The sequence below is a fragment of the Cellulomonas edaphi genome (assembly GCF_030362815.1).
GTDB classification, from domain to species: domain Bacteria; phylum Actinomycetota; class Actinomycetes; order Actinomycetales; family Cellulomonadaceae; genus Cellulomonas; species Cellulomonas edaphi.
In genome coordinates this window covers 1,132,583-1,146,337 of record NZ_JAUCGR010000002.1, presented here as the reverse complement: position 1 = coordinate 1,146,337, position 13,755 = coordinate 1,132,583, and the positions used below count along the sequence as shown (strand labels likewise).

Genomic DNA, 13,755 nt, shown 5'->3' with positions numbered 1-13,755 from the left:
CGGCCGTGCCTGATCTGACGGCGCGTCACATTCGTCTAGGCTGCCGGCATGGAAGATCTGTACCGCGTGCTCCTGGTTCTCCACCTGCTCGGCTGGGCCATCGTGCTCGGCGGCGTGCTGGTCAACCTCCGCTCGGCCAAGATCCCGAAGGGCGTGCTGCACGGGATCCTCACGGCGCTCATCACGGGCGTGCTCATGGTGGGCCTCGCCGAGTCGAGCGACGCGATCCGCGACCCCGACACCACCAAGATCACCGTGAAGCTGCTCATCGCGCTCGTGGTGACCGTGCTCGTGGTGCTCGGTGTCCGCAAGCCGCGCCGGGTGACCACCGGGTACCTCGGCGCGATCGCGGGGCTCACCGCGGTCAACGTCGCGATCGCCGTCCTCTGGCGCTGACCGGCGCCCGCCCGTCCGGCCACGGAGGCCGCCGGTGAACGGCCCGCTCGACCTCCTGGTGGGCCTGGCGGTCCTCGCCGGGCTCGTCGGCATCGTGGTGCAGGTGCTGCCCGGCTCGCTGCTGGTCCTGGCGGCCGTGGTGGGCTGGGGCGTGCTCACGGGCGGTGGCACCGGGTGGACCGTCGCCGCGGTCGCGGCCCTCGCCACGCTGGTCGCGATGGTCGTGAAGTACCTGCTGGCGGGCCGCCACCTCAAGCGCGGCGGGGTGCCGTCGACGGCGCTGCTGTGGGGCGGTGTCGCCGGCGTCGTCGGGTTCTTCCTGATCCCCGTCGTCGGGCTCTTCGTCGGCTTCCTGGCCGGCACGTACCTGGCCGAGTGGGTGCGCCTGCGCGAGCCTCGCGGGGCGTGGCGCGCGACGGTCGTGGCGCTGCAGGCGACCGGGATCACCATCGTCGTGGAGCTCGCCGGCGCGCTCGTCGCGACGGCCGCGTGGCTGGTGGGCCTGGCGCTCACCTGAGCGCCCCGCGCACGACCCGGCGTCCACAGGGATGACGCGGACTGTCGGTCCCGGCGCCTACCCTGGTGGTGCCATGACGTCGCTCTTCGAGAACCTCGCCCTGCCCCTGCCCGACGGGGCCCGCCGCCCGGGCGCGGGCGGGGCCCAGCACACCGCCCGCCGCGACCCGTCAGGCCTGCCGCGCGTGGTGCCGCCGCGCGGGGACGGCCCGGACGACGACGCCCTGGACGAGGTCGACCACCGCACGGACGAGCGCCGCGAGGAGGACGCCCGCCGGGCCGCCGACGACGCGCGGCGGCAGGCCGAGGCCGACGCGCTGCTCGTGGGTCTGAACCCGCAGCAGCGCGAGGCGGTGACCCACCACGGCGGGCCGCTGCTCATCGTCGCGGGCGCGGGCTCCGGCAAGACGCGCGTGCTCGCGCACCGCATCGCGTACCTGCTGGCCACGCGCCGGGCGCGCGCCGGACAGGTCCTGGCCATCACGTTCACCAACAAGGCCGCCGCGGAGATGCGCGAGCGGGTCGAGCAGCTGGTGGGCCCGGCCGCGGGTCGGATGTGGGTGTCGACGTTCCACTCGGCGTGCGTGCGGATCCTGCGGCGGGAGGCGAGCACGCTGGGCCTGCGCTCGAGCTTCTCCATCTACGACGCGGCCGACTCGCAGCGGCTGCTCACGCTCGTCGCGCGCGAGCTCGAGCTCGACCCGAAGCGGTACCCGGCCAAGGCGCTCGCGCACAAGATCTCCTCGCTCAAGGACGAGCTGGTGGATCCCGAGGAGTTCGCGCGGACCTCGGGGGGAGGTGCGGCCAACGACTTCGACGCCGCGCTCGCGCAGGTCTACACGCGCTACCAGGCACGGCTGCGGCAGGCCCACGCGCTCGACTTCGACGACCTCATCATGACCACGGTGCACCTGCTGCAGGCGTTCCCTGCCGTCGCCGAGCACTACCGTCGCCGGTTCCGGCACGTGCTCGTGGACGAGTACCAGGACACCAACCACGCGCAGTACGTGCTGGTGCGCGAGCTGGTGGGCAGCGACCGCTCGGCTCGCCTGCGCGGCGCGCCCGACGAGGGGGACCAGCGGTACGACGACGGTCTGTTCCCCGGCGCGGGTGAGCAGGACTTGGCGCACGGTGCGTCCGACGCGGGGCAGGGCGTGCCGCGAGGCGAGCTCACCGTGGTGGGCGACGCGGACCAGTCGATCTACGCGTTCCGCGGCGCCTCGATCCGCAACATCATGGAATTCGAGGCGGACTACCCCGACGCGCGCACCATCCTGCTCGAGCAGAACTACCGCTCGACGCAGACCATCCTCTCGGCGGCGAACGCGGTCATCAGCCGCAACCCGGGTCGCAAGCCCAAGCGGCTGTGGACCGACTCCGGCCAGGGCGCGCAGATCGTCGCGTACGTCGCGGACGACGAGCGCGAGGAGGCCCGGTTCATCGTCGGGGAGATCGACCGCCTCGCCGACTCCGACGGGGTGCGACCCGGCGACGTCGCGGTGTTCTACCGGGCCAACGCGCAGTCCCGTGCGATCGAGGACGCCCTCGTGCGGGTGGGGCTGCCGTACAAGATCGTCGGCGGCACGCGGTTCTACGAGCGTCGCGAGATCAAGGACGCGGTCGCCTACCTGCGCGCGGTGGCCAACCCGGACGACGACGTGAACCTGCGCCGCATCCTCAACGTGCCCAAGCGGGGGCTGGGCGACCGTTCGGAGGCCATGGTCGCGAGCTTCGCGGAGCGCGAGCGGATCTCGTTCGGGGCCGCGCTCGACCGCCTCGACGAGGTGCCGGGCCTGGGCACCCGGGCGATCACGGGTCTGACCGCGTTCGCGGACATGATGACGGACCTGCGGGTGCTCGCCGACGCCGGAGCGGGTCCGGCCGAGGTGCTCGGCGCGGTGCTCGACCGGTCCGGCTACCTCGCCGAGCTGCGTGCGAGCGAGGACCCGCAGGACGCGTCCCGGGTGGAGAACCTGGCCGAGCTGCACGCCGTGGCGGCCGAGTTCGAGCAGTCCGACCCCGACGGCGACCTGGCGGACTTCCTCGAGCGCGTCTCGCTCGTCGCCGACTCCGACCAGATCCCGACGCCGGACGGCGCGGAGGAGCCCGCGGACGCCGCGGCCCGGCCGGAGCCCGGCGTCGTGACGCTCATGACCCTGCACACGGCCAAGGGGCTGGAGTTCCCGGTGGTATTCCTCACGGGGATGGAGGACGGCACGTTCCCGCACATGCGGTCGCTGCAGGACATCGACCAGCTCGCGGAGGAGCGTCGCCTCGCGTACGTGGGCGTCACCCGCGCCCGCGAGCGGCTCTACGTCTCCCGGGCGGCCATCCGCACCGCGTGGGGCGTGCCGAACGAGTTCCCGCCGAGCCGGTTCCTGGACGAGCTGCCCGACGAGCTCATCGACTGGCGTCGCCGGGAGTCGTCCACGTCGCAGCTGCGCGGCGGGTGGGGCTCCGGTTTCGGGTCCGGCGGGTCGCGGTCGGGCGCCTACGGCTCGGGCGGCGCGGGTTCCGGCGGGTACACCTCGAGCCCCGGCTCGCGCGCGCGCGCCGAGCAGCGGCCGGCACTGCCGTCGACCGGCGCGACGTTCGGGTCGGCGACGCCGCGGCCGGTCGGCGACCTCCCGCAGCTGGCGATCGGCGACCGGGTCACGCACGACGCCTACGGGCTCGGCACCGTGGTGGCACTCGAGGGTGCAGGGCCCAACGCCGTGGTGAAGGTCGACTTCGGCAGCGAGGGCAGCAAGCGGCTGCTGCTCCGGTACTCCCCGGTCACCAAGCTCTGAGGGGGCGGTCGGGCGGCGGTACACCCTGGTCACCAAGCTCTGAGGGGACGCTCGTGCTGCAGTAACTCCCGGGTCACGACGCTCTGAGGCGGGCGGTCAGGCGGCGCGGCAGCGTTCGACCGCGGACCGCGCGGCATCCGCAGCCACGCCGGCACGGGTGAGCAAGGAGCCCCCGGGCGAGCGGTCGAGCTGGCTGATCGCCACGAGCAGGTGACCCGAGTCGATCCGCCGGGACTTCTCGGCGACGGCCACGCGGAGGGTCTGCTCGAGCACCTTCTTGGCGTCGGTCGAGAAGGGGATGTGCTTGCCCGTCGCCGGGGCAGCGCGGTCGAGCGCGCCGCGACCGAACGTGCCCTCGACCTGGGTGCGCACCGCCTGCAGGTCGATGCCGACGGCGGCCAGCGCGTCGGCGTCCAGGGCCCCGTCGGGCCGGCCGGCCTGCGCGCGGAGCGCGGTGCCGTCCACGCCCAGGGTCCCGAGCGCATGCGCCGCCACCGACGACGGTGCGTCGGCGAGCGCCAGGAGCAGGTGCTCGGAGGTGATGCGGACGTCGCCGCGGGTGCGGGCCACCGCCTGGGCGCCGGTCACGGCGTCGCGGGCGTCCTTGGCGAATCTCTCGAACATCAGTCGAACCTCTTTCCGTACTTCTTGTGGACGGCCTGCCGGGACACGCCGAGGGCATCTGCGACCTGCTGCCAGGACCACCCCAGGCCGCGGGCGCGCTCGACGTGCAGTGCTTCGAGGCGATCCGCCAGCTCGTGCAAGGCGCGCACGGCCCGCAGGCCGTCGCCGGGGGCGGCCGAGGCGGCCGTGGTGAGCAGTTCGGAGGACATGGATGTCAACATAGGTTGACGCTTGCGCCATGTCAACCCCAGTTGACACGGTCGAGCATCGGTGCGACACGCCGCGACGGCTCCGAGGCTCGCGCGAACTGGCACCTACGGTGGGAAACGGACATCCATGACAGTGGATCCGTGAGGTGGTCATGACGGTCGACAGCAGGACGGTGCGCCCCGCCGACGTCGGCCGAGCCCCCGCCCGCAGCGACCGTGCCGACCGGCAGTGGGGCGCCTCGGCTGCGGACACCGTGCGCGCCGGCCGGATCCCCGGGCTCGACGGGCTGCGCGCCCTGGCCGTGGCGGCCGTCATCGCCTATCACCTGTTCCCGGACCTGCTGCCCGGCGGCTTCCTCGGTGTCGACGTGTTCTTCGTGGTCAGCGGGTTCCTCATCACCACACTGCTCCTGCGCGAGGTGCACGACGGGGGACGGCTCGAGCTGGCCCGGTTCTGGGTGCGGCGCGCCCGGCGACTGATCCCGGCCCTGCTGGTGGTCGTGACCGTCTCGATCCCGGCGGCGGCGCTCGCCGACCGAGACCTTCTGGTCGGCATCGGCCGGCAGGTGGTGGGAGCGCTGACGTTCTCCACCAACTGGCTCGCCATCGCCGCGGGCTCCAGCTACTTCGACGCCACCCAGCCCGAGCTGTTCCAGACGTTCTGGTCGCTGGCGATCGAGGAGCAGTTCTACCTGGTGTGGCCGCTGCTGCTGGCGGTGGTCCTGGCGGTGCTCCGGACGTGGCGCGCGCGGGCTCGAGCGGCCCTGGGCGCGGCCGTGGTCTCCGCGCTGCTCATGGCGCTGCGCTACCAGCCCGGTGACGACCCGACGCGGGTGTACTACGGCACGGACACGCACGCCTTCGGCCTGCTGCTCGGCGCGTCGGCCGCGTTCGCGCTCGCGGGCGGAGCGCGGTGGGTCTGGCGGGGCCGGTGGACGGCGTGGCTCGGGCCCGCGTCGCTCGCGCTGCTCGGTGCGTTCGCGCTGGTCATGAGTGCCGAGGGCGCGTTCGCCTATCGCGGCGGGATCTTCGCCGCATCCGTCCTCGCGGTCGTGGCCGTGGTCGCGTGCACCGGCACGGGCGCGACCACCGGCGCCGGCACCTCCGCCAGCGAAGGAGCCTCCGCCGGCTCCGGCCCCACCGGCACTGCCCTCGACGGCTACGTCCGTGCGCTCGAGCTGTCCCCGCTGCGCTGGGTGGGGGAGCGGTCGTACGGGCTCTACCTGTGGCACTGGCCCGTGATCCTGGTGGTCGCGGCAGCGGCGGGTGACGCGCCCGGCTCGGCGTCGTGGTGGCGCACCGCCGCGCTCGCTCTCGCGCTCACGGTCCTGCTGTCGTGGGCGAGCTACCGCTGGGTCGAGACGCCGGTGCGCCGGCTCGGTGTGCGCGAGTCCCTCCGCCGGGTGCGCGCGGCGCTCGGTGCGCCGTCACGGCTCCCGCGCGCGATGGCGGCCGGGTGCGCCGTCGTCGTGCTCGCGGCGGCGACGTGCGTCGTGACCGCGCCCCGCCAGTCCCAGGCGCAGGAGTCGGTCCAGGCGGCGCAGCGCGAGATCGAGGAGCAGAACGAGCGCGCGCGCACGGAACCCGACCCCACGAGCTCTCCGCCCGCGTCCGGTACCGAGGTCACCGGGGACGAGGTCGTCGCGTTCGGCGACTCGGTGCTCTCGGCGGCGGCCCCCACGCTCTACGACGCCTTCCCCGGCATCCGCATCGACGCCAAGCCCATCCGCAAGTGGATCGACGCGGCGCCGGTGGTCCGCAAGGCCGCCGACCAGGGCCTGCTGCGCCCGGTCGTCGTGCTGAACTTCGGCACCAACGGCGGATTCCAGTTCGAGGGCTCGGAGCAGGCGTTCGACGACATCCTCGCGACGATCGGACCGGACCGGCGGGTCGTGGTGCTGACCATCAACGGCATCAGCCACTGGGTGCCCGGGGCCAACGCGAAGCTCAAGGCGATGGCCGCCGCGCATCCGAACGTCACCGTGGCCGACTGGCGCTCCTACGTGCGCCGGCACGCCGGCCTGCTGCACAGCGACCACACGCACCCCAACATGAAGGGTGTGGTCGCGTTCGCCGACGTGCTCGGCCGTGCGCTCGACGCCTCGCCGCAGAGCTGACCGTCCGGCCGTGGTGTCGCCAACGCCATATCTCTCGATGTGAAGAGATCTCCGGGCGACCGATACGATCGACCGGGCGCTGTGGCCTACCCGATGCTGCAGACCGCGGTCGATGAGAGGAACCGGACCAGGTGGACCTGTTCGAGTACCAGGCACGAGACATCTTCGAGAAGCACGGCGTCCCCGTGCTCGGCGGCGTGGTCGCCACCACCCCAGACGAGGCCCGTGCGGGCGCCGAGCAGCTGCTCGGCGACACCGGTGGCGTCGTCGTGGTCAAGGCGCAGGTCAAGGTCGGTGGGCGCGGTAAGGCGGGCGGCGTCAAGCTCGCGCGGTCGGCCGACGACGCCGCGGAGAAGGCCACCGAGATCCTCGGCATGGACATCAAGGGCCACACGGTCCACCGCGTGATGATCGCCGCAGGCGCCAAGATCGCGCAGGAGTTCTACTTCTCCCTGCTGCTGGACCGCGCGGAGCGGCGCTACCTGGCCATGTGCTCGGTCGAGGGTGGCATGGAGATCGAGGTGCTCGCGGTCGAGCGCCCCGAGGCGCTGGCCCGGGTCGCCGTCGACCCCCGCGTGGGCATCGACCAGGCGAAGGCCGACGAGATCGTCGCCGCGGCCGGCTTCCCCGAGAAGACCAGCCCGGAGATCGCCGCCAAGGTCGCCGACGTGCTGCAGAAGCTGTGGCTCGTGTACCGCGACGAGGACGCGACCCTGGTCGAGGTGAACCCGCTCGTCCTGACGGAGGACGGTGAGATCGTCGCCCTCGACGGCAAGGTCACGCTCGACGAGAACGCAGGCTTCCGCCACGCGGAGCACGCCGAGCTGGAGGACGCCGCCGCGGCGGACCCGCTCGAGGCGCGCGCCAAGGAGAAGGACCTCAACTACGTCAAGCTCGACGGCGAGGTCGGCATCATCGGCAACGGCGCCGGGCTCGTCATGAGCACGCTCGACGTGGTGGCGTACGCCGGTGAGAAGCACGGGGGCGTCAAGCCCGCCAACTTCCTCGACATCGGTGGCGGCGCCTCGGCCGAGGTCATGGCCGCCGGCCTGGACATCATCCTGACGGACCCGCAGGTCAAGTCCGTGTTCGTCAACGTCTTCGGCGGCATCACGGCGTGCGACGCGGTGGCGAACGGCATCGTCGCGGCTCTCGAGATCCTCGGCGACGAGGCCTCGAAGCCGCTCGTCGTGCGACTGGACGGCAACAACGTGCTCGAGGGGCGCCAGATCCTCGCCGACGCAGGGCACCCGCTGGTCACCCTGGCCGACACCATGGACGGCGGCGCCGACAAGGCGGCCGAGCTGGCCAACGCCTGAGTCCCCAGACGACCGAGAGAGAAGCAGACACCACCATGGCCATCTTTCTGACCGAGGCATCCAAGGTCATCGTCCAGGGCATGACCGGCTCCGAGGGCACCAAGCACACCACCCGCATGCTGGCGTCGGGCACGTCCGTCGTCGGCGGCGTCAACCCGCGCAAGGCCGGGACGTCGGTCGCCTTCGGTGACGTCGAGGTCCCCGTCTTCGGCTCCGTCTCCGAGGCCATCGAGAAGACCGGCGCCGACGTCTCCGTGATCTTCGTGCCGCCGGCCCACACCAAGGGCGCGGTCGTCGAGGCGATCGAGGCGGGCATCCCGCTCGTCGTCATCATCACCGAGGGCGTCCCGGTGGCCGACACGGCCGAGTTCTTCGCGCTCGCGCAGGAGAAGGGCGTGCGGCTCATCGGGCCGAACTGCCCCGGCCTCATCAGCCCCGGCAAGTCGAACGTCGGCATCATCCCGGCCGACATCACGGGCCCCGGCCGCGTGGGCCTGGTGTCCAAGTCGGGCACGCTGACCTACCAGATGATGTACGAGCTGCGGGACTTCGGCTTCTCGACGGCCATCGGCATCGGCGGCGACCCGATCATCGGCACCACGCACATCGACGCCCTCGCGGCGTTCGAGGCCGACCCCGAGACCGAGGTCATCGTGATGATCGGCGAGATCGGCGGCGACGCCGAGGAGCGTGCCGCGGCGTACATCGCCGAGCACGTGACCAAGCCGGTCGTCGGCTACGTCGCGGGCTTCACCGCGCCCGAGGGCAAGACGATGGGCCACGCGGGCGCCATCGTCTCCGGCTCGTCGGGGACGGCGCAGGCCAAGAAGGAGGCCCTCGAGGCCGCCGGCGTCAAGGTCGGCAAGACGCCGTCCGAGACGGCCGCGCTCGCGCGCGAGCTGCTCACGCAGGCCTGAGACACCGCACCGCGGACGCCCGTCCGGCCCGCCGACCCCGCGTCGGCGGCCGGGCGGGCGTTCGTCGTGCCGAGGGTCGTCGACCACTGCGCGGACCGACGATGTGATCTGGGTCGGTGTGCCGACGCGCCGGGCCGCCTGCCACCGCATCCCGGGCACCGACGCGACCATGGCACGGTGAGCCAGTCCCGTCCGTCCGCCCCCGCGACCACGGTCGCCGACCGCGGTCGCGGCGCGGGTAGCCGCGGCGGCGGGCCGGCGGTTGGTCCTGGCCGCGCGGGGCGGCGGCGCCGCGCGGACACCGGCGCGGTGCCCGTGGCGGGATCGGCCTCGGCCTCGGAGGCGTTCTTCGCCAGCGCGCTCGACGGTGCCCCGCGATGGGTGTCCGGGGCGCTGGCCGCGGCGCAGGCGGCGATCCTGTCGCTGCTCGCCCTCGTGCTCCCCGCGGTCGCCGCCTTCGTCGCCACCGCGGCCGACCCGTCCAACGCGGGTGTGTCGTGGTTCCGCGCCGTCCAGGTGGGCGGCGCACTGTGGCTCGCCGGGCACGGCGTGCCCCTCACCGTCGGGGGTGTCGCGATCTCGCTCGTCCCGCTCGGCATCACCGCGCTCGCGGTGTTCACGTGCTACGCCTCCGCGCGCCGGTCGGCCGTCCCCACCCGGTCCGCGTACCTCGCAGGTGTGGGGACCTACGTGGCGGGCGCGCTCCTCGTCGCGCTTCTTGTCGGCACCGGCCCCGTCGGTCTCGTGCGGACCGTGGCTGGCGCCGCGCTCGTGGCCGCGATCGGCCTGGGCACGGGGATGGCCTCGCGCTCGGGTGCGCCGTCCGTGCGGACACTGACGGCGCCCGTCTGGGTGCGCGTGCCTCGCGTGCTGCGCGTCGGCGCAGGAGCCGCGGCCATGGTGGTCGCCGCACTGGTGGCCGTCGCCTCCGTGGTCACGGCGTTGTGGGTGGTGGCCGGCCTCGCGACGATCCGCGACGTGGTCGACGGCCTCGGCCTGGGGGCCGTCGGCGGGACGGTGCTGGCGTTCGGCGAGCTCTCCTTCGCCCCGAACCTCGTCGTGTGGGCGATCGCGTGGATCGCGGGCCCGGGGTTCGCCGTGGGTGCCGGCACGCACTTCGCCCCGCACGAGGTCGTCGCGGGGCCGATGCCCGCCGTGCCGATCCTCGGGGCGCTGCCGAGCAACACCCTGCCCGGCCTGTGGAGCTTTGCGACGCCGCTGCTGCTCGCGGGCCTCGGGGCGGCCGCCGGGTGGTACGTGCACCGCCGGATCGCCGGCCCGCGCTGGTGGCACCCCGTGGCGGCGTGCGCGTGCGTCGCGGGCGTCGCCGCCGCGCTGGTCTCGGTGCTCGTGGTCCTCGCGTCTGGCGGCATCGGGCCCGGCCGGATGGCGCACGTGGGAGCCTCGGCCCTGCTGGTCGGGATCGCGGTCGCATGGCCGCTGCTGTTCGGGTCGGCCGCGGTGGCGCTTCCCACGGATCCCGCCTTCCGCGCCGTGCTGCGGCGCGCGACGCGTCGGGGATCCGCTCCGTCGGACTGAGCGCCCACGAGCAGGATCAGCCGCGTGCGCGGTCCTGCAGGTCCTCGAGCTCCGCCTGGAAGGCCTGCCGGCACTCGTCGGCCGCACTGATGGTCAGCGCGTCGTCCAGGCAGCGCTCGCGGTCCGCGAGGGCGGGCCACAGCACCAGCATGGCGCCGATCGCGACGGTCCAGAGCAGGGTGATCGCCACGCCTCCCGCGAGCATCGGCACGAGGGCCCCGCGGACGTGCGCGCGGGAGGCCTGGACCAGGCCGCGCACGCCGTACACCGCGGCGGCGACCACGAACGGGAGCGCCACGGCCTGCCACGGCACGGGCAGCGTGCTGAGCACCACCGCGCCCAGGAGCAGCACGCCGAACATGCGCGACGACCGGCGCGCCTTCTCCGCGCCCACGGGATCGGTCGGAGGCAGCGGCGGCGGCCCCGCGAGCTGTGCGGGCGGCGGGTACTGGCCGGCCGGGTAGCCAGGCGGCGGGTACTGGCCCGGTGGGTGCTGCCCCGGCGGGTACTGCGCCGGGGGGTACGGGTGCGGCGGGTACTGCTGCCCCGGCGGGTGCTGCCCCGGTGGGTACTGCCCCGCCGGGGTGCCGGTCGGGGGTTGCTGCTCGGTGCCGGGCGCCTGCGGGGGCCCGGCGAGCTGTCCCGGAGCGGCCGGTTCCTCGTCGTCGGCGGGCTGACGACGATCCTCCGGCGGGGCGTACGGGTTGCTCACCCGGGCATTCTCACCCACGAGCCCGCCCGGGTGCGTCCCGGGCCCGCGCTCAGCGGTCGGTGCGGGCGGCCGGGCGCCGCAGGTAGGGTTCCGCGCGTGACTCCCTCCGGACCCCCGCAGCCGACGCCGCCGACGCACGCCACCCGGGCGGCAGGACGGCTCGTCGTGCTGGTCTCGGGCACGGGCTCCAACCTCGAGGCGCTGCTCGCCGTCCACGGCGACCCGGGCTTCGGCGGCCGCGTCGTCGGGGTCGTGGCGGACCGGCCCGGCATCCGGGCGCTCGACATCGCGCAGGCTGCCGGCGTCCCGACGGCCGTCGTCGCGCTCGGCGACTTCGCCGACCGGGCCGCCTGGGACCTCGCGCTGACGGAGGCGGTCGCGGTGTTCTCGCCCGACCTCGTCGTGCTCGCAGGCTTCATGAAGCTGGTGGGCCGCCCGTTCCTGGACCGGTTCCCGGACCGGGTCGTCAACACCCACCCCGCCCTGCTGCCCGCCTTCCCGGGCGCGCACGGCGTGCGCGACGCGCTGTCCTACGGCGTGAAGGTGAGCGGCTGCTCGGTGATCGTCGTGGACGGTGGCGTCGACGCCGGCCCGATCCTGGCGCAGGACGCCGTGCCCGTGCTCCCCGACGACGACGAGCCGAGCCTGCACGAGCGCATCAAGGTGGTCGAGCGCCGGCTGCTGGTCGACGTCGTCGGGCGCATCGTGCGCGAGGGCCTCACCGTGGAGGGGCGGCACGCCCGCATCGGCTGAGCCTCGCCGCCCTCGACCGGGCCCGGTAGACTCGGCCACGGTCGTGACTGGCGAAGGTGGGGAGAACCACCGGGGAGCGACCGCAGTTCCCTGCAGCGCACCGCCCGCCTGGGTGCCTGGGTGCCGCCGCCGCGCATGACGCGGCGTCGGTGACGAGCATCTGCCGCCCACCCAGGAAGTAGCGCCATGAGCCACGTTGCCCCCGTCCCCGCCTCGTCTGCCGCCGGTTCGTCCGGCGCCGAGGCCACCAGCCGCAAGCCGGTGCGCCGCGCCCTGGTCAGCGTCTACGACAAGACCGGTCTGACCGAGCTGGCCGCCTCCCTGCACGCCGCGGGCGTCGAGCTGGTCTCGACGGGATCCACGGCCTCGACGATCGCCGCGTCCGGCGTCCCCGTCTCTCGGGTCGAGGACCTCACCGGGTTCCCGGAGTGCCTCGACGGACGGGTCAAGACGCTGCACCCCCGCGTGCACGCCGGCGTGCTCGCGGACACCCGCCGGCCGGAGCACCTCGCCCAGCTCGAGGAGCTCGACATCGAGCCCTTCGAGCTCGTCGTCGTCAACCTCTACCCGTTCACGGCCACGGTCGCCTCCGGTGCGGGCCCGGACGAGTGCGTCGAGCAGATCGACATCGGCGGGCCGTCGATGGTGCGGGCCGCGGCCAAGAACCACCCGAGCGTCGCGGTCGTCGTGGACCCCGCGCGCTACGACGACGTGGCCGCCGCGGTCGCGGCCGGCGGGTTCACGCTGGCCGAGCGTCGCCTCCTCGCCGCCCAGGCCTTCGCCCACACCGCGGCCTACGACGTGGCCGTCTCGGGCTGGTTCGCCGGGCAGTACGCGCCCGACGAGGTCGCCGCCGACTCCGGCTTCGGCGCCGTGGTCGGCAGCACGTGGGACCGGTCCGACGTGCTGCGCTACGGCGAGAACCCGCACCAGGGCGCGGCGCTGTACGTCTCGCCGGACGGCGCGGCGGGCCTCGGCCTGGCCGGTGCCGAGCAGCTGCACGGCAAGGCCATGAGCTACAACAACTACGTCGACGCCGACGCCGCATGGCGTGCCGCGCACGACCACACCGAGCCGGCCGTCGCGATCATCAAGCACGCCAACCCGTGCGGCATCGCGATCGGCGATGACGTCGCCCACGCCCACGCGCGCGCGCACGCCTGCGACCCGGTGTCCGCGTTCGGCGGGGTGATCGCCACCAACCGCACCCTCACGGCCGCCGCTGCCGAGCAGATCGCACCGATCTTCACCGAGGTCGTGCTCGCGCCCGACTTCGAGGACGAGGCCGTCGAGATCCTGTCGCGCAAGAAGAACATCCGGCTGCTGCGGGTGCGCGGTCTGGAGGGCGCCCGCACCGAGCAGCGCGCGATCTCCGGCGGTCTGCTGGTGCAGCAGGTGGACCGGATCGACGCCGCGGGCGACGACCCGGCGGCCTGGACGCTGGCCACGGGTGAGGCGGCTGACGAGGCCACGCTCGCCGACCTGGCGTTCGCGTGGCGCGCGGTGCGCGCGGTGAAGTCGAACGCGATCCTGCTCGCGGCGGACGGGGCCTCGGTGGGGGTCGGCATGGGCCAGGTCAACCGGGTCGACTCCTGCCGGCTCGCGGTCGAGCGCGCCAACACCGGCGACGTCGAGCGTGCGCGCGGTGCCGTGGCAGCGTCGGACGCGTTCTTCCCCTTCGCGGACGGGCTGCAGGTGCTGCTCGATGCCGGCGTGCGCGCCGTCGTCCAGCCCGGCGGCTCGGTGCGCGACGACGAGGTCGTCGCCGCCGCGGAGGCCGCCGGGGTGACGCTCTACCTCACCGGCACGCGGCACTTCGCCCACTGAGCGACCGCCGGGGGGTGGCGGAGCAGCGCCATCCTCC

General features: G+C 74.0%; 12 protein-coding genes and 1 riboswitch. Of the genes, 9 read left to right on the top strand and 3 right to left on the bottom strand.

The window, feature by feature from the left end; genetic code table 11:
* Positions 1 to 48: 48 nt before the first annotated feature.
* The 3 genes from QRT05_RS11390 to pcrA all read left to right on the top strand — a co-directional run bounded on the left by QRT05_RS11390 (position 49) and on the right by pcrA (position 3,701).
* Positions 49 to 396, top strand: coding sequence for a hypothetical protein (locus tag QRT05_RS11390; RefSeq protein WP_289447347.1), 348 nt, complete (start codon positions 49 to 51; stop codon positions 394 to 396).
* A gap of 34 nt (positions 397 to 430) precedes the next feature.
* Positions 431 to 913, top strand: a complete 483-nt coding sequence (locus tag QRT05_RS11385; RefSeq protein WP_289447346.1) for a DUF456 domain-containing protein — start codon at positions 431 to 433, stop codon at positions 911 to 913.
* Positions 914 to 986: 73 nt separating this feature from the next.
* Complete coding sequence (pcrA, locus tag QRT05_RS11380) at positions 987 to 3,701, top strand: DNA helicase PcrA (protein WP_289447345.1); 2,715 nt, start codon at positions 987 to 989, stop codon at positions 3,699 to 3,701.
* A 96-nt stretch (positions 3,702 to 3,797) separates the two neighbouring features.
* Here pcrA and QRT05_RS11375 read toward each other — a convergent pair whose 3' ends face one another.
* Together QRT05_RS11375 and QRT05_RS11370 are read right to left on the bottom strand one after the other, a co-directional pair.
* Positions 3,798 to 4,325 (bottom strand): Clp protease N-terminal domain-containing protein, encoded by a 528-nt coding sequence (locus QRT05_RS11375; protein ID WP_289447344.1) that lies wholly within the window; start codon positions 4,323 to 4,325, stop codon positions 3,798 to 3,800.
* Positions 4,325 to 4,534 (bottom strand): helix-turn-helix domain-containing protein, encoded by a 210-nt coding sequence (locus QRT05_RS11370; RefSeq protein WP_289447343.1) that lies wholly within the window; start codon positions 4,532 to 4,534, stop codon positions 4,325 to 4,327. The genes QRT05_RS11375 and QRT05_RS11370 overlap by 1 nt, the downstream gene beginning before the upstream one ends.
* 152 nt (positions 4,535 to 4,686) lie before the next feature.
* Between QRT05_RS11370 and QRT05_RS11365 the strand changes: the two genes are divergently transcribed.
* The 4 genes from QRT05_RS11365 (at position 4,687) to QRT05_RS11350 (ending at position 10,426) form a co-directional block, all read left to right on the top strand.
* Complete coding sequence (locus tag QRT05_RS11365) at positions 4,687 to 6,651, top strand: acyltransferase family protein (protein WP_289447342.1); 1,965 nt, start codon at positions 4,687 to 4,689, stop codon at positions 6,649 to 6,651.
* A gap of 131 nt (positions 6,652 to 6,782) precedes the next feature.
* A complete protein-coding gene (gene sucC / locus QRT05_RS11360) occupies positions 6,783 to 7,970 on the top strand; it encodes an ADP-forming succinate--CoA ligase subunit beta (RefSeq protein ID WP_289447341.1) in 1,188 nt (395 codons plus the stop codon).
* Between the two features lie 35 nt (positions 7,971 to 8,005).
* Positions 8,006 to 8,887 (top strand): succinate--CoA ligase subunit alpha, encoded by an 882-nt coding sequence (gene sucD / locus QRT05_RS11355; protein WP_289447340.1) that lies wholly within the window; start codon positions 8,006 to 8,008, stop codon positions 8,885 to 8,887.
* A gap of 177 nt (positions 8,888 to 9,064) precedes the next feature.
* Positions 9,065 to 10,426: a cell division protein PerM gene (locus QRT05_RS11350; protein WP_289447339.1), complete on the top strand. Its 1,362-nt coding sequence runs from the start codon at positions 9,065 to 9,067 to the stop codon at positions 10,424 to 10,426.
* A 16-nt stretch (positions 10,427 to 10,442) separates the two neighbouring features.
* Here the strand turns inward: QRT05_RS11350 and QRT05_RS11345 are convergent, their stop codons facing one another.
* Positions 10,443 to 11,138, bottom strand: coding sequence for a hypothetical protein (locus QRT05_RS11345; RefSeq protein ID WP_289447338.1), 696 nt, complete (start codon positions 11,136 to 11,138; stop codon positions 10,443 to 10,445).
* A 96-nt stretch (positions 11,139 to 11,234) separates the two neighbouring features.
* Between QRT05_RS11345 and purN the strand changes: the two genes are divergently transcribed.
* Together purN and purH are read left to right on the top strand one after the other, a co-directional pair.
* Positions 11,235 to 11,891, top strand: a complete 657-nt coding sequence (gene purN / locus QRT05_RS11340) for a phosphoribosylglycinamide formyltransferase (protein ID WP_289447337.1) — start codon at positions 11,235 to 11,237, stop codon at positions 11,889 to 11,891.
* Between the two features lie 33 nt (positions 11,892 to 11,924).
* Positions 11,925 to 12,012, top strand: a riboswitch (ZMP/ZTP riboswitch).
* Between the two features lie 65 nt (positions 12,013 to 12,077).
* A complete protein-coding gene (gene purH, locus QRT05_RS11335; RefSeq protein WP_289447336.1) occupies positions 12,078 to 13,718 on the top strand; it encodes a bifunctional phosphoribosylaminoimidazolecarboxamide formyltransferase/IMP cyclohydrolase in 1,641 nt (546 codons plus the stop codon).
* The last annotated feature ends 37 nt before the right edge of the window (positions 13,719 to 13,755 follow it).